The sequence below is a fragment of the Cupriavidus sp. C2SS-8b genome, from assembly GCF_057073745.1.
This window is the reverse complement of sequence record NZ_CP172718.1, coordinates 368,412-392,581: the sequence shown is the minus strand read 5'-3', so window position 1 is coordinate 392,581 and position 24,170 is coordinate 368,412. Positions and strand designations below refer to the sequence as shown.

Genomic DNA, 24,170 nt, shown 5'->3' with positions numbered 1-24,170 from the left:
CCGTTAATCCTTGAGGGCAAGGTCACCACCAATTGTACGAATTCGCCATTCTGTGATTCTGCTGTTTGGCATTGCATCCCTGAAAAACATTCCACGCACAGCCCACGCATAGCAAAGTCACCAAAATTGTCCGACTTGCCGTGCCGCAAAGGCCACTACCGTCTTCTCGTTGCAATTCTCAAAAACAAGGGACGGAGGTAACCGACCAACGGCGCTAAAGTTTCTCTCCGCAGTGGCTGTGAGGTCAGCTCGTACAATTTTGGTGACCTTACCAGGCAGCCAAGGCCTTGGTCGTACAAATTTTGTGACTTTCACCCGTCACCGGTAGCAATAAGGCCAATTCTGGTGACTTTCTTGCTCGTGGATGAGTCAATCCGTCGGCCGCAGACCTGCTGCAGCCGAACGTGCGAACAATTTCTGTGACCTTGCTCGATCGCCTGCTCGCAATCGCCCCCTTTGACCGCGGTAGAACAAATTCTGTGACCTTGGGCCAGCCAAATTGCTCGCAGCGCCTTGTGTGGCTTGGATTAGGACCGGATTCGAACATTTTTTGTGACCTTGAGGACAATTTTGGTGACCTTGCCGGATCCGATAGTCCCTAGCATTGAGACGCTTGGCCAAATCTGGTGACCTTACGACCACATCCAGTAACCTTGCCCAACAAAAAAAGCGACCTTGGGATTCAACAAAGTGACCTTTTCGGCTTAAGTGCTTGATTTTATTGAGGGCCCTGCGGTTTCTAGTAAGTGGTGTAGTGTTTATAAAAACAAAAAACTAACCTACACCCACTCCTATGGACAGATCGTCAAGGCGGCACGGTCGAACAACACCACTCCAGAGCTAAGCCTCAGGATGCAAGAAAGGTCATCAGAATTGTCACGACCCGCGACCCAGGCATATCCCGCTTCCTGAGCAGCCCGGCAAGAAGTGGCAAGCCAATGCCATGGGGGGCTACGGCAGCCCGACGACAGGGAGGCAAGGTCACAAGAAATGTTTTGACTTTTCGACCTTTCCACTGCAATCTCCTGCCCGAAGGAGGGAAGTGGATGGAAAGCGCATCGCAACAATTAGCCTTGGCGTTGTTCGAGGACTTCGCTCCTCGTGGTCAGAGCATCACGGAAGCGCCCAAGGATTTGGGCTTCCGCCGCAGCAATGCCTTCGTCAAAATCATCGACCTTAGTCTGGCAGGCCGTCGCCTCATCGATGTTGCCTACTTCCTTGTCGCTGAAGACCAAGAAGTTCAGCGCGAATATCGCGTCGATCTCGGATTGTTCAAGTGGCTGCTGGCCACAACCAGCAACAACCGACGTCACCTCAGCAAGCTTATTCGCGAAGCCCAGAAAGCAGCTATCGAGTTAAACGAGATCGACGTCGAAGACCCTTCCAAAGATCGCTGGGGGGCAGTGCCCCTAATGGGCCCAGCATTCATCGAAAAAGGTGAGTTCATCTTCGAGCTTCCTGATCGCCTACAGCGAGCGATCAAGAACCCGAAATCGTCGCATTTTCTGAGCCTGCGCTACGTATTCAAATCGGTCCACTCTAAGGTCCTGTACGATCGACTACAACAGTTCATGGTTGAGGGCATCACGCCATGGTTCGAAGTCCAGGCCCTACGAGCATGGCTCGAGTGCGAGAAGAAGACCTATGACCTCTTCAAGCACTTCCGAAGTAAAGTGCTTGAGGTAGCCATCTCGGAAATTCGCGAAGTGACCGGCCTCCACATTGAGATGCTTACGCTTAATGTGCCCGGCTCCAAGAAAATCGGCCAGGTCCGATTCCGATTGAACGCTACCGAGCAGCCCAACGAGCAAAAGACCGCGTTCATCGTGCTCCGTAATGTCTATGAGACGCTGCGCAAGGAGTTCGCACTCAACCAGTCCGAGTTCAACGAGATTATTACCAACCGCGACCAGTACAACGACGAGCGAATCCATCAGGCCATGGATTACACCCGCCACAACGTGAAAGTTGGTAAGGTGAAGGTCCGAGCAGGTGGTTATTTCATGAAGGCCCTTCGCGAGGGCTACTTGCTTGGTGAGCTCGACAAGCAGATCCATCTTCAATCCGCCATTGCTGAGTCAACGCGTAAGGCCGCTGACCAGGATATGGTTGAGCGCGAGGCCCGCGTGAAGGCCGCCGGTGCTGAACGCGACCAACGAGAAGCGGAAGTGGGTTGGGAAGCCTACAACAAGCTCTCCGGTGAACAGCAATCGGACATGATCGCGGAATTTTGTCAGTCTCAGGCGGCCAAGCTTCTCGCGCGAAGACTCAAGGTGGAGTCCCTGAACGTGCCAGAACATCTCCTTGATCCTAATGTTCGTAGCACATTTGGAGCTTTCGTGGCCAGCCGCGTGCACAAGGCTGCCAAGGCCGCAAGGCGAGTAGGCGCAGCCGCCTCAGAAAACCTGATCTGAGCTCAGCGAACTCATCACTCCACGGATCCCCCTAGCTAACGGCCGTGCCGCCGAGTAGAACTAACCGTTCGAGCTCCTGGCGAATCTGATCCCGGACGCCTCCCGAGAATGCCTGAGGCCTAGGTCGCTCGACTTCGTTGCACTCTCACTGCGGGCAACCCTTTCTAGCTTGAAAGCCGAACAAGTCGCGGAGGACTCTCACGACAGCTGAATGCGCCGAGAGCCTACGCTCCCGCGCACCAGGCCCCGCAGCTGTTCGATTGCCACATGTGCTATACCCGATGTAGGGCGTTTTTGACGTGGCGCTGATGAAAGGGAAGGAGGAACGTCGGCCGCCGCTCTGTCCATCTCAATGAGCCATACGTGCGCCCGAGAGTGCCCCAAAGAACTTCGAACTCCGTTGGTCTCGGTGATCACGATGGATGCCGAGTCGACCTCGTAAATCCGCCCGCACGGCGCTGACACCTTCCTACCGCGGTATCTTTCCACGAGTTGGGCAATCTGCTGCTGCTCCAGCGCCGCTCTAGCCGTGGCCGCGCGCTCCTCTTCCACTCGAGCCTTCTGCATTCGGCTTACATGTCCAAAGTCGATGGGCCTTTCGAGCAGCGACTTAAGGTATGCGAACAGCTCTCGCCCTCGGAGTGGCCTCAGAGCATGACCCGCCACTGCTACGATGTCTGAGAGTCGGTGGCCACCTTTCCGCGCGAGCCGCATCAGTAGAAACAGTCCAGACGCTTTGAGCTCTTGATATTGCACGAGCGGCGCCAGATCGAATGGCACTGCCTGATTGTTGATTCGTACAAAGGATCCCGTCCCGGGATGTTTCTTCGTAGAAGACTGCTTGGGGTTGTTTACGCCGCTCACTCGTGCGAGAGATGCAGAGGAGAGACCCGACTGCACTGGGGCAATCTCGTGGTGCATCGCGGCGCTAAATTGCCGACTCGCCATCCCAATGTGTTGGAGCAACTTTACGGTGAACGCTATTCGCCCAACCACACGGAGGTTTGCTCTTGTGCGTTGTTGCGGTTCACGCTCAATAAGGCCTGCCCGCTCGAGCGCGCCAAGCGCCCGATAGACGGTGGCCTCGCTGATCGCTAGGTGTTCTGCAATCGTCGCCTTCTTCAAGAAGGCGAGTGCCGTGGGGTCCGACTTGTTTAACGCAAAGCGTATTAGCGTGGCCAGGACCTGCCGGCTCGTGATATGCAATGCGCGGAACTCTTCGGATTCGTAAACCAACGCAATCGCTATAAGAATGCGCTCGGGTAGCCGGTCTGCGTCACACCTCGCTGCTTTAGCTCGCCGGCCATTTGTATCGACAGCGGTTAGAGAATGCGGCGCACTGCCGCACGACGATTGTTTTTGGGCAAAGGAGTGCCCTTCGAAGCCTGAATGCATCTTCGGTCAACTCAAACATGTGGGAAAGAGCATTGACAGCGAAGAGAGAGCTTCGTAAACTCGACCCGTTGCTGGACGAGAGGGTTGTTGAAGCCAAGTCTTCGCTTACACGCCTTCTTTTCGAGCAAGAGCCTGGAGCGCCAACTCCAGGCTTTTGTTTTTTCAGCGCTGCTTACGGCGTCATGACTTGCCTCCAGGGACTCGTAGATCGTCGAGCTATGCGTGACGGCCACGAATGCGAGCGGTGCTCTGTAGCGGTGTTCAAGGGCAATTCGATCCGGGGGGCACGAACGAAGACCTGCGATGCCCTCTCGGGCACGTGATCAGCTACCAGGTCGTTGTGCGCAGTCGATCGAACCGAGTGCGACGTGAGGCGACGGTTCTCCGCCATGGAGAAACCCACAGCGACTGCGCCAGCATCTGAAAGGTCATGAGGTCGCAATTGAGTCCCGGATCCAAGAGATGGCCGATCGAAGACGCGCTCCACTTTCGCTGCCGCACCAACTAGCAAGCACCGCTGATCGGATACGTCGACCATCATTCCAGCCGGGCCTCAAGGACGAAGCGTGAAGTCGGATTCTTCTTTGCCGTGCTGATACGCAACTGTGCGCGGGCGCGCGTCACCGCTACATAAAACAGCCGCCGCTCTTCAGACTCGGTACTCTTTTCATCTGGCACCACCGTCTCTTCGGCCCGGATGATCCATACCCGATCCCATTCGAGTCCTTTGGAACTGTGCATGGTGGTGAGAATGAGCGCGTCCGGCGCAGGTTCGTTGTTGTCGCGGCGTAAGAAATCAAGGCGCTCGGAGAACGGTCCGTTGAGCCGTGTGAGAACGTCGTAGGTCGCGGTAATTGCCCGCTTGGCCTGGTCCCCGTCGGCGTGTTGCAGCATCCACTCGCGCACCCCTTCGAGCACCAGCGAGTAGAACTGCCGGTCACAGAGCGATCGCCATTCTGCGAGCCGCTTCATCAGCTCGCGGTACCGGTCGGCGGAATTCTCGGACAGGCCCATTTCGAGCAACTCCTTCTTCTGCCGTTGGTCCGTACTCGCACGGCCCTTCCGGTGGATGAGCCTTAGCTCTTGCGTGCCGATCCCGGCGAAGGCGAGTAGGGCATCGACCCCGGTCGTCTTGGTCTTCTGCACCAGTTCGAGCAGATTGCACATCAACGCTGCCTCGGGCCGGCTCAGAATCGACTTGCCGGACGCGCGGTAGTACTTCACGCCGTGCGAGCGGCAGACAGCTTCCATGGGATCGAGAATCCGGTTCGTCCGGGCGAGTATCGCGGTGGACTGGCCTTCGCGTAGCGCCGGCGCAAGGTACTCCATGGCGGCTATGGCCTCCGCGTACTCATCGGGATACCGCTGGAACAACACCTCGCCGCCCGGCCCCTTGTGCGCGACCAGCTCCTTGGGAATCCGATCGCGGTTGTTTCGGATGATCCTGTCGGCTGCGCCAAGAATCTCGGCGTGGCAGCGGTAGTTGTTGCCCAACACCACCCGCTGAGCCTCGAATTGCCGAATGAACGATTCCATGCCGCGGAAGCCCAGCGCCGAGCGGAACCCGTAGATGCTCTGGTCGTCGTCCCCAACCACGGTCACGATCGACCCGGCTTGGGCGTGCAACGCAATCCATTGATACTGCAGCGGATCGGTGTCCTGAAACTCGTCGACCAGCAAGTATGTCAGCGGGTAGGGCGCGATGGTGCCGCGCTGCATGCCATCGACCGCAAGACGCAGCATGTCCTGGAAGTCGATCTTCCCGTTTCGTTCCAGCGCATCCTGATAGCACTGATACAACAGCGCCTCAGGAGTATCCGCCTGTACCTGGCCGAAGTTCGTCTTGATCGCCTCAATGGCGGCAATGGCGTCTTCCACCTTCCAATCCAGCCCGGCGTCCGCGAGGACCTGGATGAGCAGGCCTGTGCGGTCGCCATCGGTCGCAATGTCCGGTGCGCTCTCGCCCCCTCCGCCCAACTGCTTGTACGCAAGCGAGTGGAAGGTACCCGCGAGCAACCGCTTCTTGGCGCCCGGGCCAGCCAGCGCAAGGATGCGTTCGCGCAACTCCAGCGCGGCGTCCTTGCTGAACGTCACCGCACCAACCGTTGCGTCGGGCTCGCCGAGGAGCATTGCCGCCTTGGTGGCAATGGTCTTGGTCTTCCCGGCGCCCGGGCAGGCTACCGCGACGCAGTGCCGCCGCAGTTCCACGACTTCGCGCTGCGCGGGATTCAGTTCATCCAGCATGAGCCACCCGTTCAGCGGGGTAGAGGATTACCACGATATGATCCTCGGCGCCGCGCCAGTGGAGACCCTCGTCGTCGCGGATCACGAGCGTGCCAGACCCCTCATCGTGGGAAATGACCACACCTTCACCGAAGGATGCGAGATCGGTCTGGAATTCCACGGTAGCGTTCACAAGACTCATATTGGCAAGCAGTAGGTGTTAAAGAAATGTGCCACCCACCTCGACGGCGGGCGGCCATGCATTACTCAGACGCCACGAACCGTGGTCATCAGCTTCAGGTGAGTCATGTAGCTGCGCAGGCCGAGCGGATGGAAAGTCCGAAGGAAACGTGCGACTTCGTCGTTGATATCGGTCTGGTCGCGGATGCCGTTCCACACCATGAAATCGAACTGATCCATGGCGCGATCGAACTTTGCGAGGAGGCCCAGCACCCGCATGGAGAAGCGCGAGTAAGCTTCCACGGTCAGGTTCAACGAGGGCAGGGTGACGGTGGGCTCGAACACAATATCGTTCTTCGCCCGCATTTCCGCCTCCCGTTGTGCGCGCAAGGCCTCAGCCACGCGCAACTGCTCGTCGACATAGTCCTCCAGCCTTGACAGCGCGCGCTCAAAGTAGTCCTCCAGCGTCGCCAGCTCTCCCTTGCCGAACGTGCTGCTCCCGAAGCGCTGCAGGTTGATACTCATGCGGTTCATGAACGGCCACCACTGTTCGAACAGGGGGCGCAGTCGCGTGTGATTGAGTTTGATGGCGACGGGCACAACGGCCGCGCCAGCAAGTTGCCTTGTCAGGATCTGGGTGCCGATCTCGCGTCGGCGACGAATGATCGCGGCCCGGTCCTCCGGCTTCAGATCCCGAAAGCGCTTGCGGGTGTTGTCGACCTCGGCCTTCTTTTCCTCGGCTTCCTCCGGAGTGATCAGGCCTTCCTTACGCAGCACCTCGGCTGCAGTATCCATCTCCAGCAGCTCGCGCTCGAGCGAGCCATCGTCAGCGCCATCGGTCGTGGACGATGCCGCGCTTACAGCGGCATTGACCTGAGCCAAGGTGCTCTCTGCGGCTGCATGCAGGGCATCGTCCTGCGGAATGACAACGTCGGTGTCGGTGATGGTGGTCATGCGGCTTCTCCTGAAAGGACCCCCAAGATGGGCGATCCGCGTTGAATGTATGAAGTTGTGGTGGAGGAGGTGAGTACGGCTATCGGTTCACGTGAAACGAGGCTGCGAGGCGCCAGGACAGGCACCCCACGCCGGCGACGGCAAGCGTCCATACCGATGCGGGCAGCGAAATCGGAAAGAGCATCGCCACGGCGCTGAGGCCCATTGCAGCCAGGAGGCCGTGCGCGGCCAGATGGAAGCCAACGGGGCTTGCGACGCCGGCGGCAGCCGCTCGGATGCGCCGCTGGACCGCGCCGTCGTTGAGCATGACGGCCGCAAAGATCAACGCGCCCCATCCCCAGTTGCCGGCAATCGTGGCCCGATACACGGCGCGGTACAGTTCCATCCAGAAGCGTTGCATCCAGCCCGCGGCGAAGCCGGCCGAACCAACGTCGCCGACCACGGACTGGTTGGTGGAACCGGAAAACGAGCGTCGGATCATGCCCGAGTCGACAAACCACTCGCGAAAGCGCTGGTTGGCGCGATCGGCCAGCGCAGTAGCCTGATCCTCCCCAAAGACCGACTCGACCGAGGCCTGTTCGGCTGCGTCAACTTCGAACCGCGTGCTATCGGGCAGGAGGGGCGCGAGTGTCGCCATCAGTACCGGCGTGACGACCAGCCACAGCCGCATGTGCGAAACGAAACGACTGTTGGACATATCAGCGCAGCAGGGAATGGAGCATGAGACACGGAATCGCGAGGAAGGCGAACAAGCCGCCCCAGAACAGCGCGGGGCGGGACTGCTCGACCTTCAGCAGCGCCACGGCGAATGCATGGCGACCGTTGGCGAACATCTCCGGCACCACGGCGTTGGGCTCGCTCGTGCGGACCCAGAGGCGCATGTCCTCCACCTCGGCAGGCGCCACGCGGGCGAGCCTAGCGATGAGCGAGTTGGCCGCAGGCATCGTATTCCTCGAAATAGCGGCGGAAGGTCGGTCCCTTGAGGACGCGCGCGGCCAGCTGGAAGGCGGCGCTGCGCGGCGTGATGGGCTCAGGGCAAGGCTCATCGACCATACGGCAGACATAGCCCGGTGCCTGGCGCGCCTCAAACAGCGGGATCGGCTCAAGGAACGGGGCCCAGACCACGTATTTCTCGCCTTTGAAAGCGGCGTAGCGCTTGGCATACAACTCGTGCGAACGGCCAAAGAGACCACGCATGAAGGCGATGTTGCCGGAGCCCTCCTTGCGCTCGGCCTTGTAGCCGGCCAGGGCGTCCACCAGCATTTCCTTCACCAGCGGCTCGTCACGCACGATGAAGTTCAAGCCGATGAAGTCCACGAGACGGGTGCAGACGTCGTCCAGCTCCGGGAAACAAATGAACACGGGCGACAGCTTGGCCGAGAGCTTGTGCTCTTTGACAATCTGGCGAAACAGGCTGGTCATGCGAACTTATCCTTCGATGATGGGAATACGACCCTGGTAGACGGCGCCACCGGAGACCCGCAAGAAATACTGAAGATTGGGCAACTGGGTAATCAGGCGCACGGGAATCAACGGAACCTTCTCGAGCTGCCGGGAACGCGACACCGACCCGCTGAACTCGCCCACGTGGGCTTCAGTACCGGTGCTCGTGGTGCTGGACTGGACGATGTTGGTGATGGCGGTTTCGCCCACCTTGTCCGAGAACCACTGCGCCGTGTCGGTGTCTTCCAATCGTAAGATGATCTGGTTGTTGAGGTTCGCCAAAACCTGCAGCATTTTTGCTGCGTTTCCGAGTTTGGCCTCCAGATCGGACCGGCTCTGGAACGCGACGAAGGCTTTGAACCCGGCACCACGTCCCTTGTTGAGAATCTGGATCACCTGTTCGTTGATGGCCTCGGCGACCTCATCGATGATGAGCACGACGCTCGGCGGTTTGTCGTAGAAGTTGTAGATGGTGCCCGCCACCGACGCGATATCGGACAGGATCATCGACGCGATCGCCTTGGCGACGATGCTGTTGGACATGGAATCGAGCCCGACACACAGCACAGCCTTTTGCTTGATGATCTTGTCGATGTCCCAGATCTCTCGGTCGTCCTCGAAGTCATCCGCCTTGGGTGCGAGCATCAGGCCGGTCTCGCCCGTGGCCAGCATCTGTAGCAGCGGCAGCGCCGATGCGATGATGCGCATGTAGTGCTCGCGGTCATGCGTGAATGTCGAGACCAGGCCATCGATCGACTCGTCGCCGTGTCCGACATTGGCGAACCGCTGGAGGTAAAGCTGCACCATGCCGTCGAGCACCGTAGCGCCGCTCTTCTGGCCGAGCTTCTGCATGAAGCCGTTGACCTCGTCCTCCCAGTCGGCGAGGCCGTGTTCGGGGAAGAAGCGCTTGAGGCAGCGCTCCAGCAAGCTATTGATGCCGGACTGCGCGTAGTTGAGGATGGAACGAAGGTTGGGCTTGTCGCCGACATACAACTCGCCCTTCACCGCGCGGTCGATGAAAAGAAAGGCGAAATCGCGGAACGGGCCTTCCTCCATCAGCTGCGCGATCCGACTGGGGATCTCCGACGGCTGCGACCAGTTCTCCAGTGGATTCAGGCGAATTGACTCGGAGGGCGCGGCCTGCTTCCAGTACAGGAACTTGCGTCCCGTGCGCTCGCATTCCTTCTTGATCCTATCGCGGAGGTCTTTGTCGTTCTTCGGATCGATCGCGATCAAAAGGTCATCGGGGTTGTGGATCACCTGTGTTGCGATGATCTCGTAGGTACGTGTCTTACCCGCGCCCGTCGTGCCCCCGACCGCCGTATGTCCGCCGAGCGCCTTGTAGTGCAGCGGCACCCGTACCTTCTTCGGCTCCATGCCGTGAATCCACGACTGGCCCTGCGGGGTATGGTCGCGGATGCTTTGCGCGGGGCCGAACCTGGTTTCGATGGCGCGGGTAATGGGCGTGGGCAGCCAGCGCGGCAGGCCGGGGATCTCCGACGAAGGCATGCGCAGAATGTCGTGTGCGATCTGGCAATGCTTCTGCGTCCACTCAAAGCCGGTGCCGAGGTACATGGCATCGTCGCTCTTGCGCAACCGCGCGCTCTCGCCCAGCAACTGGTCGATGCGAAGTTTGGCGAGCCACTTGGTCGAGATGGCCATACGAAAGGCCAGCGCCCGCCATACCTGCGTGCCGCGCAGCAGCAGCATGACGGCGCAGAGCGCGGCGAAGTAGGCCGCGTGCGGCATGCCCGAGGCGGTGATCAGCACCAGGCCCAGCGCCCAGCCGGCGGCGGCGCGTGCCTCGAACATGGGGCGGAAGTGATTGATATAGCGGACCATGGGATCAGGCAGGCGTGTTGGGGCGGGGCAGGATCAGCGCGCCGATGCGCTCCGTGAGGAGCAGGTCGGTGCCTTCGACGGCGTACAGCAGGGACAGCTTGCGCAGATTCTCGATGAGCGTGTCGCTTGCGATGCCGTAGTTGCCAAGCATTCGCTTGGGCAGCACGAGCCCCTTTTCGGCCCATGCGACCTTGACCTTGCCGGCGGTCACGTCCTGGGCGAGGGCGCGGAAGAACTCGGTCATCATGCGAGAGCCGCCCAGCAGCACGGTGAACGGATCTGGCGCATCGCGGCGTGCCCGGCCAAGCGCGGCGGCATCGATGGCGGCCGGTGCGGGCGCGCTCGGTGCCGCCGCTGGCGGAGCTGCCGGGGTGCAGAGTGCTGCCGGTGCTGGCTGGCTGGCGGGTGCCGTCGCCGCAGCCGGTTCGGCCGCGGCAGGGGACCGGAACAGGGCCGCCGCGCCCGCTGCCGCGCTCAGTGTCGGCGCAACGGCGGCGGTGGCGCTGGCCTTGGTGCCGGCCGTCTGCGCTCCCGGGGCGGGCGCGGCGGCGAGCTGCTCGGCCGCGGGAGGCACGGTGGGGTCCGGGGAGAAGACTGCCCGGCGTGCTTTCTGCTCGTAGTCACGGGCGGCGGCGACGGCCTGGCGCACGATCTTGTGCAACTGCGCCTCGAAGCCGGTCGGCATCGGAGCCGGGTTGATGGCGCCGAACAGTTCCGACAGCACCGGGCCTTCCAGCCACGACAGCGACTCGGCGCCAAGGATCGAGCGGGCCAGAAGGGCGCTGCGCATGCGCTCCACCGGTAGCGCCGCTTCCAGCCGGATCACGCGGTAGGGATTGCCCTCAAGCCACGGCTGAAACGCCCCATGCGCGGCGGGCATCCATTGCTCGCCGGTATCTTCGTGCACGAAATGGAAGTGCCGGGACGGTTCATCGAGCCACGAACAGCACGCGGCCAGAAACAGCGCGTACAGGTACTGCGGCTCCAATTTCCGGCGACGCTCCGAGGGCTGGTCGGCGGCAAACTTCTGCCCGCCCGACAAGCGCATGGCGAAGTAGGCCACCTCGACAGTGGCGCGGAAGGCGCCGCCCGGTTCCGAGTGCTGCGCCGGCTGCAACGGCATGGTGGAGAACCAGTTGGCGCAGGCGCGCAGCACCGCGAGCCACTTGGTGTCGAAGTCGGTGGGGTTCGCCTCGTTGGCGTACTGCCGGATCAGGGCAATGCGCTGGCTATGGGAGGCGAGCAGTGCTTCCGCATCCTGGGGGAGGTGCTGGTTCATGATTAGCCTGCGATGTTGGCGCCGAGTTTCCACCCGCCCCGCGCCGCGCCGGCTATCGCGGAGCCGCCCGATGCGCCAGCGCCGCTGCCGAACACAGCCCCGGCCAGCTTCGGGATTTCCAGCGAAACCAGGAAGAGCATGATTGCCATGCCAAGTGCGTAGGCAGCGGCGGCCACAGTGTCGGTGCCGATGTCGTTCACCTTGCTCAGGTTCGGTTCCATGGTTCCGCCGACCAGGTTCGCGAGGACCGCGGCGATTACGACATACATGCAGCCGCCGATCATGAAGTCGAGCCACGACATGAAATAGCGTCGTGTGTAGTCGGAGAGGGCGAGCGCGACGGCGAGCGGGCCGAGGACGATGCCGACTGCGACCTGGATTTCGCCCAGCATCATGAAGAAGGCGTACACGAAGGCCGTCAGTGCCACGACCACGAAGGCCAAGAACAGAACGATGGCGCTCACGATACCCTGCAGAAGCTCACCGGTCTTGAGCACACGCCAGACGGCATCCCACAGCTTGCCGGCGGTGGTCGCCAGCGTGCTGGCGATGCTCAGTTTGTCATCACCGCTGAGGCTGGCGGCCAGGGCTTTGAACCACTCATACAGGCCTGAGGAAAAGCTGTCATAACCGAGATAGATGGCTGCAAAGATGCCGACGATAGACAATGTCTCAATCAGATTGACCCACGCCCCGATCGGGTGCATCGCGCTCATGAAACGGAAGCTGGCAAGGGTAAGCGTGATGACCGCGAGAGCGAAGGCCAGCTTGTTGGCCTCGGGGGTCACCCTGTGGCTCAAACCAATGGCTGAACCGATCAGTCCGCTGGACATGCTGTTGATTTGATCGACCGCGTTATTTAGCCCCCGTTGCGCACTGTTGGTCGCGTCTGGCCCTGGGGCGGCGGTTTCGGCGAACGCCCCATGCGATACCAGCCACCAGGCAAACAGGCAGGCCAGCAGTGCACGCAGAACTTGCTTCATCGACATGGTGCCTGCCTCAGCCCTTACGGAAGACTCGGTTTTCCAGTTCACGCAGCTGGGCATCGCGATCGCGCTGGAGCTTCTCGCCGGAGTCGTTGCGTTCGGTCTCCTGCGCATTGGCCTTCTGATCCTTCACGGCATCGGCCTGGGTCTTCGCGCCGATGAGTTGCAGAAGGTCGGCGTTCTGCCCCGCCATCACGTCCAGCATCTGGTTGGTGAGCTGGGCCGTGGCCTGCGCCGTCTGGTTCATGTTCAGGTCGGACTGCAGGTCGCGCCGGCGCTGGGCGAGCTTCTCGTTGTTCTTGGTCACGTCCTGGCCGAGCCCAAAGAGGCGCTTGGCGGTCTTGTCACCCGTGTCGAGCAGCGTGCGCTGGTCGCGGAACCACTGGTCTGGCGACTTTCCGGAGGCCGCCACCAGGCCCTGGACGTTCGAAAGGAAGTCGGCGTTACTGGCGAGGCTGCCGTAGAGCTCCTGCATCGTCTGCCCGTAGCGCTGGTGTTTGTCGATATCTTCCTTAATACCCATTGCCTGCGTGGCCATCGAGACCGCGTCGAGGCCAACCGCCTGCTGGAGCTGGTTGAGCATCATCTTGTTCTGGTAGACGATGTTGGTGTTCTCGTAGATCTCGGTCTTGAGCGCCTGCGCGGCGGTCATGGTGTTCTTGATGAAGTTGGCCGCATCAAACACCGGCCAGCCGCTGGCATGAGCCAGCGACGAGGTCATGAGCGTTGCCGATACCAGCGCGGCCGCGAGAGCTTTTTTCATGAGAGGGTTCCTGAGAGTAGAGGAGGGATTCGCTAGCCGCGTGCCAGTACTTCGCGCACGTACCGGTCCTGCCAGTCGGGATGCGCGGAGGCGTAGTGGCGGTCGAGCACCTCCTGCGCATAGCCGTCCGAGCGCAGCATCGCGACCATCTCCTTGCTGAACGCGGTCTGCAGCATCCGGCTCTGGGTCTTGGTGGTCCAGTAGTAGTCGCGGTTAGGCACCGCCTCGGTGATCAGCTTCACCTGGTCGAGCGTGAGGCCGAACAAGTCGCAATACAGTTCCTTGCTGGTGATGGCCTGGCTGTTTGGCAGGTAGAGGATGTTGGCGATGTTGTCCTTGAGGATCTCGAAGTCCGCCACGCGAGCAATCTGCTGCAGCGACTGCGTCGCCATCCAGATCGCGCCGTTGAGCTTTCGGATCGTCACGATCCAGGTTTCCAGCCGGGCGTAGAAGCGCGGGTTGGTGAAGAAGAAGCCGGCTTCCTCCACCTCGATGATGGTGTAGCGCGTGCCCATCGACTGGCTGATGCGGTAGAACGCATAGTCCATGAACAGGGCCGCCGCACGCGGAAAGTTCGTGAACAGGTCGCCCAGCTCGATCGACAGGTCGTCGCTCACCTCGAAGGCGTCTTCGACGTGATCGAAGAAGTGCCCGTATTGCCCACCCTGCACCCAGATTTGCAGGCGCTCGCGCAGGGTGGCGTGCAGCTGCGTGCAGAGATTGGAGAGCGTCCAGCGTTCGCGCGGGAAGCGCGACAGGATCTGCACGGCCAGATAGAGGTCGGTGCGTTGCTGCGGCGTGACCCGGAAATCGTCGTCTTCGATGGCGAGCGCCAGCCAGTCGGCGAGATAGGCGTGGCTGTCCGGATTGCCGAGCAGCGACAGCGGGTTGGTCTGGGTGGCGGCCTGAAAGCGGCCGGTCACGTCGACGAACTTGCCGCCGGCCAGCAGTGTCGGAATCCGGGTCGAGCGGTCCTTGTCGAAGCGGATGCGCCGCGCGCCCTGGCGGCCCGCCTGCGTGACAAGGAAGTTGAGCATCACCGACTTGCCGGCGCCGATGGGGCCGAGTACAAGCAAGTGCCCGTTGCCGCCCGGCTGGTGCATGTCCACGCGTTGCGCGGTGCGGTGGCGGGTCGGCAGGCAGGTGAGAGGTGGCGTCTCCACGCCGGACAGATTGGTGAGCCAGTTGTTGCGGATCGGACCGGGCCGCACGGAGCGCAGCGGGGCAATGTCGGAGACGGCCGGCGTTTCCACGAACTGCAGACGGCGCTGCTTGTCCCAACGACCGGGCAGGGTGCTGTTCCAGGCGGGCAGCAGGTTGGCCTTCTCGCGGATCGGGCCGAAGCCGGCATTGGTGATGGCGCCCACCACCTCGCTCACGGCCTCCTCGCACTCGGCCTCGGTGTCGCCGTAGACGATCACGGAGATATTGACGAAGCCGTGTTGCTGGCCTTCGGCGGTCAGGCGGCGCAGTGCGTCGCCCGCTTCCGCGGCCAGTTGCTGGCGGCCCTCGTCGTTCTCGGCTTCCTCCTTGGCGGCCATCTGCTTGACGATCGACCACAGGTTGAAGCTCGCCATCTTGTAGAAGCGGCGGATCTTTTCGATATAGTTGGTGGCCTTATGGGTGTCGAGAAAGCGATAGAGAATGCAAATGTCCAGTTCGACGTCAAGTTGGGTGAGCACGTCGAGCGCTGCCTCCTGAAAGCCCATCCATTCCTTGATGGCCACAATGGCGGCGTAGCGCTTGCCGTGGGCCGATTCGAAGAGCAGCTTGTCCGAACCGCTGGTCACTTCCGATTCGGTCAGATGGGTGTCCAGGAGCGTGACGGGGAAGCGCACGCGCCGCGGCGGCACGGTCGGGTTGGCCGACTGGTGCAGGGCCGCGAGGCTGTCCTGCATCGACAGGCGCGAGAGACGGAGCTTGGTCGCACCCCCTGCGAAGGCATCGAGCATCGACTCGAAGCGCTTGGCATCGGCCTTGGTGCGCTGCAGGTCAAAGGCAAAGGCGTTGCGAGCCAGCAGCACGTCCTTGGCCGTCTCGAAGGCGGCCACGGCAAAGTTCTTCGCGCCGACCGTCATGTGGTAGGCCATGTGCTCGAACACCTTGTCGATGCCGTTCTCCGGCGTGTAGGCCAGCGCCAGCGAGTGGGTATTCTGGAAATACCTGCCACTCGACATGTGCTCACGGTTGAGCGCATCGAGCCGGGCGTCGGACGCGGCGGGGAAGGTGCCGGCGATGTACGCGCGGGTGCGCCGGTGGCGCAGGCGCCACCACGCAGTCACGCGGCTGTCGAAGGTGCGGCAGGCCTGGTCGAGCTGGTCGCGGGCGGCCGACATGTCGTGCGTGTTGGGGCTGTCCGCGTCGATGCCTACGAAGTCATAGTTCGCCAGCAGCGAACCGTCCTTGTTGAGCACCAGGTCGGGGGTGACAAGCGTCATCCACGGTGCAATCTCCTGGATGGGGCGGCGTTTCAGCATGGCAGGTCGCTATCGAAACCGTAGGGGCGGCGAAAGCGCGGGCTGAACTTGCCGTGCCAGGGGGTCGACTCATACACGTCGCCGTAGTGGTTGTAGACGTTCAGCACGAGGTTCCACCACGGATCGCTGGTGGTAAGCCAGCGCAGGAAGAAATGGACGCAAAGGCCGAGCAGGAAGAAGCCGGCCACCGTCCAGATGCCGCCCGAGTAGGTGGCGTAGCACAGCAGGGCCGTGATGGTTCCGTTGGCAATGGCGAGCCCGCGCACAGCGCCGCCGAGCATACGGGGCAGAGAGAGCGAGCGGCTGACGGCGTGCTGGCGCATGGTCGGTCAGCAGTATTGGGTGAGGCCGAGGTTCTTGGCGATCGGGATGGCGGCCGCTGCGATCCCGATGCCAACGATGGCCGTCATGACGACTTTCACGATAGTCGATTCGGAGTTGGCAATGCCGATCGCGCCCAGAATGATGACCACCACGCCGATCACGAAGATGATGGGGCCACTGACCAGTGCCTGGATCGAGCAGATCATGTTGGTTAGGCCTTGAAAGATGCCGAGATCGGCGGCGAAGGCGCTCTGCGCGCACAGCAGCAGCGCCGCGCCCAACGCGAGGGCAGTGCGCTGGCTACGGGTGCGGGCGGCGTCGAGCGGCAGGCACGGTTGCGGATTGGTTCGAAACATGGATGGTTGAACTCCGGTTAGAAAACGCGATTAACGACGTAGTCGTTGTGTTTGAATCCCTGGATCTCCAGGACTTCCGAGACGTGCCGCATCTCGCCGGTGCGGCGCAGATGCACGACGTAGTGGAAGCATTCGGCGATGAGCTTGCGCATGTCGTCCAGATTCCAACGGGAGCCGGCGGGGATACCGAGCATCGCCAGGCTTTCCAGCCGCGACAGGGCAGAGCGGGCGTTGTTGGCGTGCAGCGACGCCATGCCGCCGTCATGGCCGGTGTTGAGCGCCTGCAGCAGGTCGAAGGCCTCGCCGCCGCGCACTTCGCCAACGAGGATGCGATCGGGCCGGAAGCGCAGCGACAGCGCAACCAGTTGCTGCGTGGTCACGCGGGTGTCGGCATTGGACAAGAGGCGCACCTTGTTGGGCACCGTCATCTTGAGTTCCATCGTGTCTTCGATGGACAGCACGCGCTCGCTGTGGGGAATCTCGGCCACCAGCGCATTGAGGAGGGTGGTTTTTCCCGATGACGTGCCGCCGGCGACCAGGATGTTCTTGCGCTGCACGACCAGTTCGGTTAGCGCGGCCTTGAGCGCTTCGTCCTCCACTGGGCCCTCGAAGATCGGCTTGTCGTCGGCGGTATTGCGGGCTACCCGCGAAGAGAACGCGCCCATCTCGACATAGTCGGTGAGCGACAGGTTCTTTTCGCGGTGGCGGCGAATGCTCAGTGCGTTGCCGTCGATGGCGGTGGGCTGCATCACGGCGGCAATCCGCATGCCTTTGTAGCCGGCGTTGATGATGCCCTGATCGGTGCCGCGTACCGCGGACTTCTGTACCGAGGCGGCCAGGGCGCGCACTGCGCCTTCGAGCATGGCTGGATCGAGTCGGATATCCAACTGGCGCAGTTCGCCGTGGCGCTCGATCCAGACGCTGTCGGCATGGTTGATCATGATCTCGGCAATGTCCGAAGCCTCGACGTACGCCTTGATGGGGCCAAGCGCCTCGAAGAACATGGCGACCGCGCTCGCTTCGAGCTGGTCGAATTGCAGTGAAGAGTTGGGGACAGGTGCAGACATGCCGCTATTGTTCTCGTTCGGCGTGAGCGTGTGCGGCCGAAAGCTATGCGATTTTCGTGAGCTTTTAACGGATACAGGGCCAGCGTGCGCATGGCCCCGGTGCAGTGGGGGAGGGGGCGGACTCACGAGTCCGGGGTGCAAGCGAAAAGAGATGCGAATTCCTACCTGTTACCGTCTACACCCCGGACTCATGAGTCCGGGGTGCCTGCTGCAAGCGTCACCGACGACCGGCGAGGCAGCCCATCCTCGCGTTCCGCGTTGCCCCATGCCTTCACCGCCGGAAAAGCCGTCAGTGATGTAAGAAATATTGAAAGCTGTCGAAAATCGCATAGCTTTCGTGAAGCAGTGAGCATCGATTCGCTGGTTCAATAAGCGGCATCCAAACAGGTGCCGCATGCCACTGTTCTCTCGCCGCAACGAATCCAAGAAAGCCCTCTCGCCTGCGCCCGGCATGTATGCCGGCGAGGACGTCACGCAGTTCCTCTTTGACCGCACGGCTCGCGTGGTGGTCGAGCGCAATCACTGGAAGCTGGCCGCGCTCGTGGCCGCACTGGTGGCGGTGGCGGCTGTGATGACGCGCCAGCCACCCGAGCCGGTGGTCCGCGTGGTGGGGGTGTCGGGCGATGCCAACGGCAAGCCGATCGCCCGCGAGCTGGACGCCTACCAGCCCAAGGCGCTGGAGATCCAAGTCGCCTTCCGCGATGTGGTGACGCGCATGTTCACCATCGAGCCGGTGCTCACGCCGGAGATCGAACAGTCGCGCATCTTCCAGAACATCAACGCCGTGAAGAAGCAGATGGTGGGCGCGGCACGCAAGCAGTTCGAGGACTGGCTGGCGGAAGACGCGCCGTTTCGCGCGATTGCGCAAAGCCCGTCGCTCGTGCGCGAAGTTCAGGTCACCAACATCGCCTTGCTACCGGACAACACCGTTGCGGTGGAGTTCGTCACGTCCACCCGCGAGGAAGGCACGAAGCCGCGCAAGCAGCGCTACGCAATGACCTTCCGCTACCAGATTGATCCCCCGAAGAGCGACGCGGCGCTGACCTCGAACCCGTTTGGCATCTATCCCGTGTTCTTCAGCATTCAGAAGTCCGCCGCCTGAGTTCGCCAACTAAGCCATGTCCCAATCCCTGCGTTCCAAACTCTCCGTCGTTGGCCTGACCGCGGCCATTTGCCTGATGCTGTCGGCAACCCCTGGCTTTTCGGCCGACAAGCCTTCGCTCAAGGCGCCGCCGTCGTTGCCCATGCTGGGCATTGGCGACATGGCCGATGCCATGAACCCGATGAACCCGTTCAACGGCGGGGTCGAACCAGTGGCCTTGCCCGGCGACTCGCGCCTGGTGGTGTTCCCTTATAGCGCTGACCAGATCTTCCGCGTGCTGACTGCGCCGCTCAAGGTCACGACCATCGAATTTGCCGCCGACGAGCAGATCGTGGGCGATCCGGCCTGGGGCGAGAACATCCGCTGGAGCTTCGAGACCGACGCCGCCAATCATCTCTATGTGAAGCCGAACGGGCCCGGCCTGGTCAACACCTTGTCCGTCAACACCAACAAGCGCAGCTACGAGTTCACGCTGGTGTCCTCGCCGTTGGGGGGCATCTTCTATCAGAAGGTGCGCTTCCGCGTGCAGCAGCCGTTCGGCGCGAAGGCGAAGGCACGCGCCGAGCAGACGCAGGACGAGCGGGAAGCCGGTGTGGCCGTTCCCGATGCGGTGGCGGTGTCCCCGGACAAGCTGAACTTCGACTATGGCGTATCGGGCAGCGCGAGCTTCAGGCCCGAAACCGTGTTCGATGACGGCAAGGCGATCTGGATGCGTATGCCGAAGTCGGCCGATTGGCCGGTGGCGCTGGTCAAGGACGGCAGCGATTACGTGGTGGCGAACTTTATCCGGCGCGGCGACTTCCTCGTGCTGCAGCGTCTGGCTAACGAGGTGGCGCTGCGCTCGGGCGATACCGAAGTGACGGTACAGCGCGGCAAGCGGCGCTTCCTGGGCCTGTTCTGAGCGAGGCGCATACCGTGAAGCAGCAGCCCGTGACTGACGTCTCCGACGTGCAAGAACGCCTGACCAGCGGCAAGGTGCCGCGCAACATCGTCATGACGCTTGGTGTGGTGGCGGCGGTCGTTGTGGGCACGCTCGGCTATTTCTACCAGAGCGGCATGGAGTCCGATCTGGCCAAGCAGGCCGAAGAGAAGAAGGCCAAGAAGCTGCAGGAGCGCACCAGCAACCCGGATAACGGTGGGCTTGAGCAACTCATCCGCCAGCAGCAGGACGAAGCGCGCAAGCAGGAGGCAAAACAGGCAGCCGAGGGCAGCAAGCCGGAGCCGACCGGAAAGGCGCCAGTCATGACCGCCAAGGATTTCGTGCAGCAGTCCACGACCCCGGCCACACCGGTTGGCGAACTGGCGAAGGCGAACGACATGGATACCGTCATGACGTCGCCGATCTTCAAACCGGACGGCAAGGCCATGCGGCGCGACTCCGGCAGGCGGCAGCCGGATCTGACCGGCGTGACCGATCCGGCGCAGATGCGCGCCCAGCAGCAGGCTGCAGTGGCGGGCATGGACGGCATGGGTGGCGCGGGCTACGCCGGCGGCGCGGCGGGCGGCGGTGATGCCGGCCCCCAATCGAGCGACAAGCAATTCCTGCGCGGCGCGGCAGCCACGACCTTCACGCGTACCGGGTTCGCCGGCAAGCTCGCGCCGTGCACGGTGAGCCAGGGCTTCGTCATTCCGGCGACCTTCGTGGGCGGCCTCAACTCGGACAAGCCGGGCGAGTTCCGCGCGACCGTCACCAACGACGTGTACGACACGGTGCACGGCAACTGCAAGGCGATTCCGGCCGGCTCAACGCTGGTGGGCACGTACAGCAGCGACATCGCCATCGGACAGGAACGCATCCTCGCCGCCTTCGTGCGTATGCAGTTGCCCAACGGCAAGTGGGTGCCCCTGCTCGGCATGGGCGGGGCCGACCCGAATGGCTACGCGGGCATCAGCGGCGACGTCAACAACCACTTCTTCAAGATCTTTACCGGCGCATTGATTATCGGCGTGCTGGAGCAGCGCTTTAACAGTACGGCCACGGCAACAAGGGTCGGGCCGGGTGGGATCACTACCTATGGCAACACGGCCGGGCAGGTCGCCGCGCAAACCGCGCAGACCATGCTCAACCGCAACCAGAACATCCGTCCGACCATCACCACCAAGCCGGGCCAGAAGATGATGGTGCAGGTCAAGCACGACATCGTGCTGGAGCCCTATCGTGACTAGCCGGTTGACCAAGCGCGCCAGCGCCGTCCTGCTGGCGCTGGCAGCGACCGGTGCCGGCGCCCAGACTATCGAGGCGATGGTGAGCCCGACCACGCTCGTCGTGCGCGATGGCACGGCTGCGCGCATGGTGTCGTTGGCGGGCAAGCCCGTCCTCTACTGCGGGCTGGATCCGTTTCTCGGCTGGTCGGCGCGGTTGATTGGCACGACGCTGCGCATGGCGCCAGGCAAGGAGCCCATGGCCGAGGCGCATGGGCAGTCGCTGCCGCTGAGCGCCTTGCTCTCCCGCGACGGCTGGCTGCGTCCCGAGCGCCTGGACGACGGTGCGCAGGTTGCGCTGGTCGAGCGGCGCGGCGGCTGGGCGTGCGCGCCCAAGACCGAAGCATTCGCGCAGATGAGCGCCAAGGTCGATCCCCGCATCCTGGCCGGCATTGCCATGAACGAGTCGGCTTATCGCGGCCATCCGTGGCCGTGGACGCTCAACGTCGCCGGCCGCGGCATGTTCTTCGCTACCCGCGAGGACGCGCACGCCACGATCGAACGCTTGCTTGCCGCCAAACGCTGCGACTTCGATGTGGGGATCATGCAGATCAACTGGTGCTACCACGGCAAGCGCTTCGCGTCGGCGTGGGATGCGCTGAGTCCCGCGACCAACATTCGCGTCGCTGAAGCGATCCTCGTCGACAACCTGCAACGCAGCGGCTCCGCGATGAAGGCCGTGGCCTGGTACCACAGTGCCGAGCCGGCGCGCGGCGGGCCGTACTTTGCCCGTTTCATGAATCACTTCCAGCAATTGAAGGCCCCTCAACGATGATGAAGCCGCTTCTGATTTCCGTGCTGGCCCTGGCGGCGAGCGGCGCTGCCGTCGCGGCGGACACCGATCCGCTGGACTTCGACTATCAGGTGGTGGCGCGTGCGAGCGAGCGCCCGGCCTTGATCTTCAACGATGGCCTGTCCACCTACATTCAGCCGCGTGCCGGCCAGGTCGTGGCGGCTGACGGCGCGCAGCAAAACGGCCCGTACTGGGTCATCGACGGCGTGCCGGAAGTGGTGCGCTACAGCGTGAACGGCCAAAGCGTGGTCGCCCGCTGGAAGCGTGCCAACGGCTTTACCAGCGAACCGGCTAACCCGGTCGGGGATCTGCCAAAGAGCCTTGTGGGCTTCTCCGGGCGGATTGCCCTAATCGGCCAGCATGGCAACCTCGCACTGGTACGAGCCGTCCGCGCGACGATGCCGCTGACCGCAATGGTCAAGTCGCTCGCGCCGGCGGGCTGGTCGGGCTCGGCGCAGAAGGACGTTGCGCTGACCGAGGATGTGGCATTGCAGAGCGCGGCGGGCGAGAACTGGCTGCAGGCGCTCGGGCGCGTACTCGACCAACGCAACCTGTACGCCGAAGTGGACTTCGAGCGCCGCCACGTCGCCCTGCGCGCCACCGCACCCAAGGCGTTTGCCGTGGATGGCGGGCGCACCGCCTCCACGCCGGCGGCCTCGTTGCTCGCCGACGCCGTGCCCGCACCGGTCGCGTCTGTCGCTCCGGCTGCTGTCGCGATGGTGCCGACGGTTGCCACGGCGGTACCCGCCGCCACCATGCCAGCCGCGGCAAGCGCGACGACGCCCGACGATGGCGCCACGCTCGCCTCGGCCTTCGACGCTAACGCGATCCGGGACAACAAGGCGGGCCGCATCGAGATCCGCTTCGACGCGAAGCCGGGCGAACTGGTGTTCCAGGATGCCGCGGGCAAGACGCTTTCCACCGAGTGGCGCGACGAGGACAAGACGCTGTCGCTGGCCACCGTGGATCGCTTCACCGTGCGCGGTGGCGGCAAGGCGGTCGAGGTGGCCCGCGTGCCGGGCATCCACTACCTCTTTGCCCAGAAGAACGACGCGGGCCTGTCCCGCGTGTTCGAGAAGGACGGCGCGACCTATCTGAGCTTTGACAAGTCGATGGGCAGCATTTCGGTGTTCGATGAAAGTCGGCGCGGCAGTGGCGAGCACAAGGATCGCTACTACAAGTTCAACGGCACTTCGGCGCACCTCACGGTCGTCGCCGACGGCCATGTGGTGCAAGTCGATCGCGTGCCAGAAGTGCGCTTCTACGAGCGGGCGGTGACGCAATGATGCGGCGGCTTGCGACCGGTGTTGGCGCGCTCATGCTGTTTGCAGCGGTCTCGGCCGCGATGAGCGGTCGCGCCCACGCCGATTGCCTCAATGACGCCGCCGTGTACCACCGCCTGAGCCCGGTGCTGCTGCGCGCCGTCGCCCGGCACGAGTCAGGGATGCGTGCCAACGCTGTCAACCGCAACACCAATGGCACCGAGGACATTGGCCTCATGCAGATCAATTCGGTGCATCTGCCGCGCTTGGCCACCTACGGCATCACGCGTACACGGCTGTTTGATCCCTGCGTGAGCGCCTATGTCGGCGCGTGGATCCTGCGCGACTGCCTCGACCGGGTTGGCGCGACCTGGGCCGGTGTGGGTTGCTACAACGCCGGCAATCCCGACAAGCGGTTGAAGTACGCGAACCGCATCTATCAGACCCTGCTCAGCACGCAGCCCCAGTAACGACCCGCATCCCAGATTTCAGAAGGTACGACACCCATGTTCCAGTCTCTTTCTCCTGCCCGGTTGAGCCGGACCCTCGTCGCGGCGAGTGCGCTGTCCCTGTGTGCCGTGACGTATGCCGCTGTCCCTGCCAGCACGTCCAGCAGTGCGTCACCCTTTGGCCGCGATGCCAAGGGCCACTTCGAGCCGAGCGCACCGTTGGCTGGCGCGGGCTGGCAACTGCTCGCCGCCAATACCAAGCGTGCCGCCGCCCCGGCTGTCCCGACCGTTGCTGCGCCGGCTTCCGCGCCTGCCTCGACGGCAGCGCCCGCGACCGACACTGCGGCCACGCCGGTTCCCGCCGCGCCCGTTGCGCCGGTCATTTGGTCAGTCTCGCCAGGCGACGGGAACTTTCGCCAGTTGATCGAGGCCTGGGCGTCGCGCGCCGGTTGGAGCGCCGCGCCTTGGGAGTTGGAAAAGGACGTGCCGATCGTTGGCAATGATGGGTTCGAGGGCGACTTCAAGAGCGCCGTGCGCCGCGTGCTGTCCTCCACCGAGATGACGGACTACATCATCAAGCCGTGCTTCTACTCCAACAACGTCGTCCGGGTGGTGAAGCTGACCACCAAGTGCGACCTCAGCCAGTGAGCCGATATCCC

At 62.7% G+C, this 24,170-nt stretch carries 23 protein-coding genes; 8 read left to right on the top strand and 15 right to left on the bottom strand.

Annotated elements, in window-relative coordinates:
• The first annotated feature begins 1,046 nt into the window (after nucleotides 1-1,046).
• A complete protein-coding gene (locus ACIGJB_RS31490; protein ID WP_483734832.1) occupies nucleotides 1,047-2,414 on the top strand; it encodes a replication initiation protein in 1,368 nt (455 codons plus the stop codon).
• Nucleotides 2,415-2,612: 198 nt separating this feature from the next.
• Here ACIGJB_RS31490 and ACIGJB_RS31485 read toward each other — a convergent pair whose 3' ends face one another.
• The 15 genes from ACIGJB_RS31485 to ACIGJB_RS31415 form a co-directional block, all read right to left on the bottom strand.
• Nucleotides 2,613-3,809: a helix-turn-helix domain-containing protein gene (locus ACIGJB_RS31485; protein ID WP_483734831.1), complete on the bottom strand. Its 1,197-nt coding sequence runs from the start codon at nucleotides 3,807-3,809 to the stop codon at nucleotides 2,613-2,615.
• 537 nt (nucleotides 3,810-4,346) lie between these two features.
• A complete protein-coding gene (locus ACIGJB_RS31480) occupies nucleotides 4,347-6,053 on the bottom strand; it encodes an ATP-dependent helicase (protein WP_483734830.1) in 1,707 nt (568 codons plus the stop codon).
• Complete coding sequence (locus tag ACIGJB_RS31475) at nucleotides 6,043-6,213, bottom strand: hypothetical protein (RefSeq protein WP_483734829.1); 171 nt, start codon at nucleotides 6,211-6,213, stop codon at nucleotides 6,043-6,045. Before ACIGJB_RS31475 ends, ACIGJB_RS31480 begins: the two co-directional genes overlap by 11 nt.
• Nucleotides 6,214-6,299: 86 nt before the next feature.
• A complete protein-coding gene (locus tag ACIGJB_RS31470) occupies nucleotides 6,300-7,166 on the bottom strand; it encodes an ATPase (protein WP_483734828.1) in 867 nt (288 codons plus the stop codon).
• Nucleotides 7,167-7,245: 79 nt separating this feature from the next.
• Nucleotides 7,246-7,836, bottom strand: a complete 591-nt coding sequence (locus ACIGJB_RS31465) for an IncC plasmid conjugative DNA transfer DtrJ family protein (RefSeq protein WP_483734827.1) — start codon at nucleotides 7,834-7,836, stop codon at nucleotides 7,246-7,248.
• 28 nt (nucleotides 7,837-7,864) lie between these two features.
• Nucleotides 7,865-8,047 carry a hypothetical protein gene (locus ACIGJB_RS31460; protein ID WP_483734826.1) on the bottom strand — a complete coding sequence of 61 codons (183 nt, stop codon included), beginning with the start codon at nucleotides 8,045-8,047 and terminating at the stop codon, nucleotides 7,865-7,867.
• 34 nt (nucleotides 8,048-8,081) lie between these two features.
• Nucleotides 8,082-8,588, bottom strand: a complete 507-nt coding sequence (locus ACIGJB_RS31455; RefSeq protein ID WP_483734825.1) for a hypothetical protein — start codon at nucleotides 8,586-8,588, stop codon at nucleotides 8,082-8,084.
• 6 nt (nucleotides 8,589-8,594) lie between these two features.
• Nucleotides 8,595-10,451 carry a conjugative transfer system coupling protein TraD gene (gene traD, locus ACIGJB_RS31450; protein ID WP_483734824.1) on the bottom strand — a complete coding sequence of 619 codons (1,857 nt, stop codon included), beginning with the start codon at nucleotides 10,449-10,451 and terminating at the stop codon, nucleotides 8,595-8,597.
• A gap of 4 nt (nucleotides 10,452-10,455) precedes the next feature.
• The gene (locus tag ACIGJB_RS31445; RefSeq protein WP_483734823.1) at nucleotides 10,456-11,730 is read right to left on the bottom strand and encodes a TraI domain-containing protein; all 1,275 of its coding nucleotides are present in this window, start codon (nucleotides 11,728-11,730) and stop codon (nucleotides 10,456-10,458) included.
• Nucleotides 11,731-11,732: 2 nt separating this feature from the next.
• Nucleotides 11,733-12,719, bottom strand: a complete 987-nt coding sequence (locus tag ACIGJB_RS31440; RefSeq protein ID WP_483734822.1) for a TrbL/VirB6 family protein — start codon at nucleotides 12,717-12,719, stop codon at nucleotides 11,733-11,735.
• A 10-nt stretch (nucleotides 12,720-12,729) separates the two neighbouring features.
• Nucleotides 12,730-13,479 carry a conjugal transfer protein TrbJ gene (locus ACIGJB_RS31435; protein ID WP_483734821.1) on the bottom strand — a complete coding sequence of 250 codons (750 nt, stop codon included), beginning with the start codon at nucleotides 13,477-13,479 and terminating at the stop codon, nucleotides 12,730-12,732.
• 32 nt (nucleotides 13,480-13,511) lie between these two features.
• Complete coding sequence (locus ACIGJB_RS31430; RefSeq protein ID WP_483734820.1) at nucleotides 13,512-15,956, bottom strand: VirB4 family type IV secretion system protein; 2,445 nt, start codon at nucleotides 15,954-15,956, stop codon at nucleotides 13,512-13,514.
• The gene (locus ACIGJB_RS31425) at nucleotides 15,950-16,279 is read right to left on the bottom strand and encodes a conjugal transfer protein (protein ID WP_483734819.1); all 330 of its coding nucleotides are present in this window, start codon (nucleotides 16,277-16,279) and stop codon (nucleotides 15,950-15,952) included. The genes ACIGJB_RS31430 and ACIGJB_RS31425 overlap by 7 nt, the downstream gene beginning before the upstream one ends.
• 6 nt (nucleotides 16,280-16,285) lie before the next feature.
• The gene (locus ACIGJB_RS31420) at nucleotides 16,286-16,636 is read right to left on the bottom strand and encodes a TrbC/VirB2 family protein (RefSeq protein WP_483734818.1); all 351 of its coding nucleotides are present in this window, start codon (nucleotides 16,634-16,636) and stop codon (nucleotides 16,286-16,288) included.
• A 17-nt stretch (nucleotides 16,637-16,653) separates the two neighbouring features.
• Nucleotides 16,654-17,703, bottom strand: coding sequence for a TadA family conjugal transfer-associated ATPase (locus tag ACIGJB_RS31415; RefSeq protein WP_483734817.1), 1,050 nt, complete (start codon nucleotides 17,701-17,703; stop codon nucleotides 16,654-16,656).
• 394 nt (nucleotides 17,704-18,097) lie between these two features.
• On the opposite strand from ACIGJB_RS31415, the gene ACIGJB_RS31410 reads away from it, so the two are divergent.
• The 7 genes from ACIGJB_RS31410 to ACIGJB_RS31380 are packed head-to-tail and all read left to right on the top strand — an operon-like array spanning nucleotide 18,098 to nucleotide 24,159.
• Nucleotides 18,098-18,805 carry a VirB8 family type IV secretion system protein gene (locus tag ACIGJB_RS31410; RefSeq protein WP_483734816.1) on the top strand — a complete coding sequence of 236 codons (708 nt, stop codon included), beginning with the start codon at nucleotides 18,098-18,100 and terminating at the stop codon, nucleotides 18,803-18,805.
• A gap of 16 nt (nucleotides 18,806-18,821) precedes the next feature.
• Nucleotides 18,822-19,706, top strand: coding sequence for a TrbG/VirB9 family P-type conjugative transfer protein (locus tag ACIGJB_RS31405; RefSeq protein WP_483734815.1), 885 nt, complete (start codon nucleotides 18,822-18,824; stop codon nucleotides 19,704-19,706).
• Nucleotides 19,707-19,735: 29 nt separating this feature from the next.
• Nucleotides 19,736-20,971 (top strand): TraB/TrbI/VirB10 family type IV secretion system protein, encoded by a 1,236-nt coding sequence (locus ACIGJB_RS31400; RefSeq protein ID WP_483734814.1) that lies wholly within the window; start codon nucleotides 19,736-19,738, stop codon nucleotides 20,969-20,971.
• 4 nt (nucleotides 20,972-20,975) lie between these two features.
• A complete protein-coding gene (locus ACIGJB_RS31395; protein ID WP_483735185.1) occupies nucleotides 20,976-21,782 on the top strand; it encodes a lysozyme family protein in 807 nt (268 codons plus the stop codon).
• Nucleotides 21,779-23,086, top strand: coding sequence for a TrbG/VirB9 family P-type conjugative transfer protein (locus tag ACIGJB_RS31390; protein ID WP_483734813.1), 1,308 nt, complete (start codon nucleotides 21,779-21,781; stop codon nucleotides 23,084-23,086). Before ACIGJB_RS31395 ends, ACIGJB_RS31390 begins: the two co-directional genes overlap by 4 nt.
• A 32-nt stretch (nucleotides 23,087-23,118) precedes the next feature.
• Nucleotides 23,119-23,532 (top strand): lytic transglycosylase domain-containing protein, encoded by a 414-nt coding sequence (locus ACIGJB_RS31385; RefSeq protein WP_483734812.1) that lies wholly within the window; start codon nucleotides 23,119-23,121, stop codon nucleotides 23,530-23,532.
• Nucleotides 23,533-23,568: 36 nt separating this feature from the next.
• On the top strand, nucleotides 23,569-24,159 hold the full coding sequence (locus ACIGJB_RS31380) for a toxin co-regulated pilus biosynthesis Q family protein (protein WP_483734811.1): 591 nt from the start codon (nucleotides 23,569-23,571) through the stop codon (nucleotides 24,157-24,159).
• The last annotated feature ends 11 nt before the right edge of the window (nucleotides 24,160-24,170 follow it).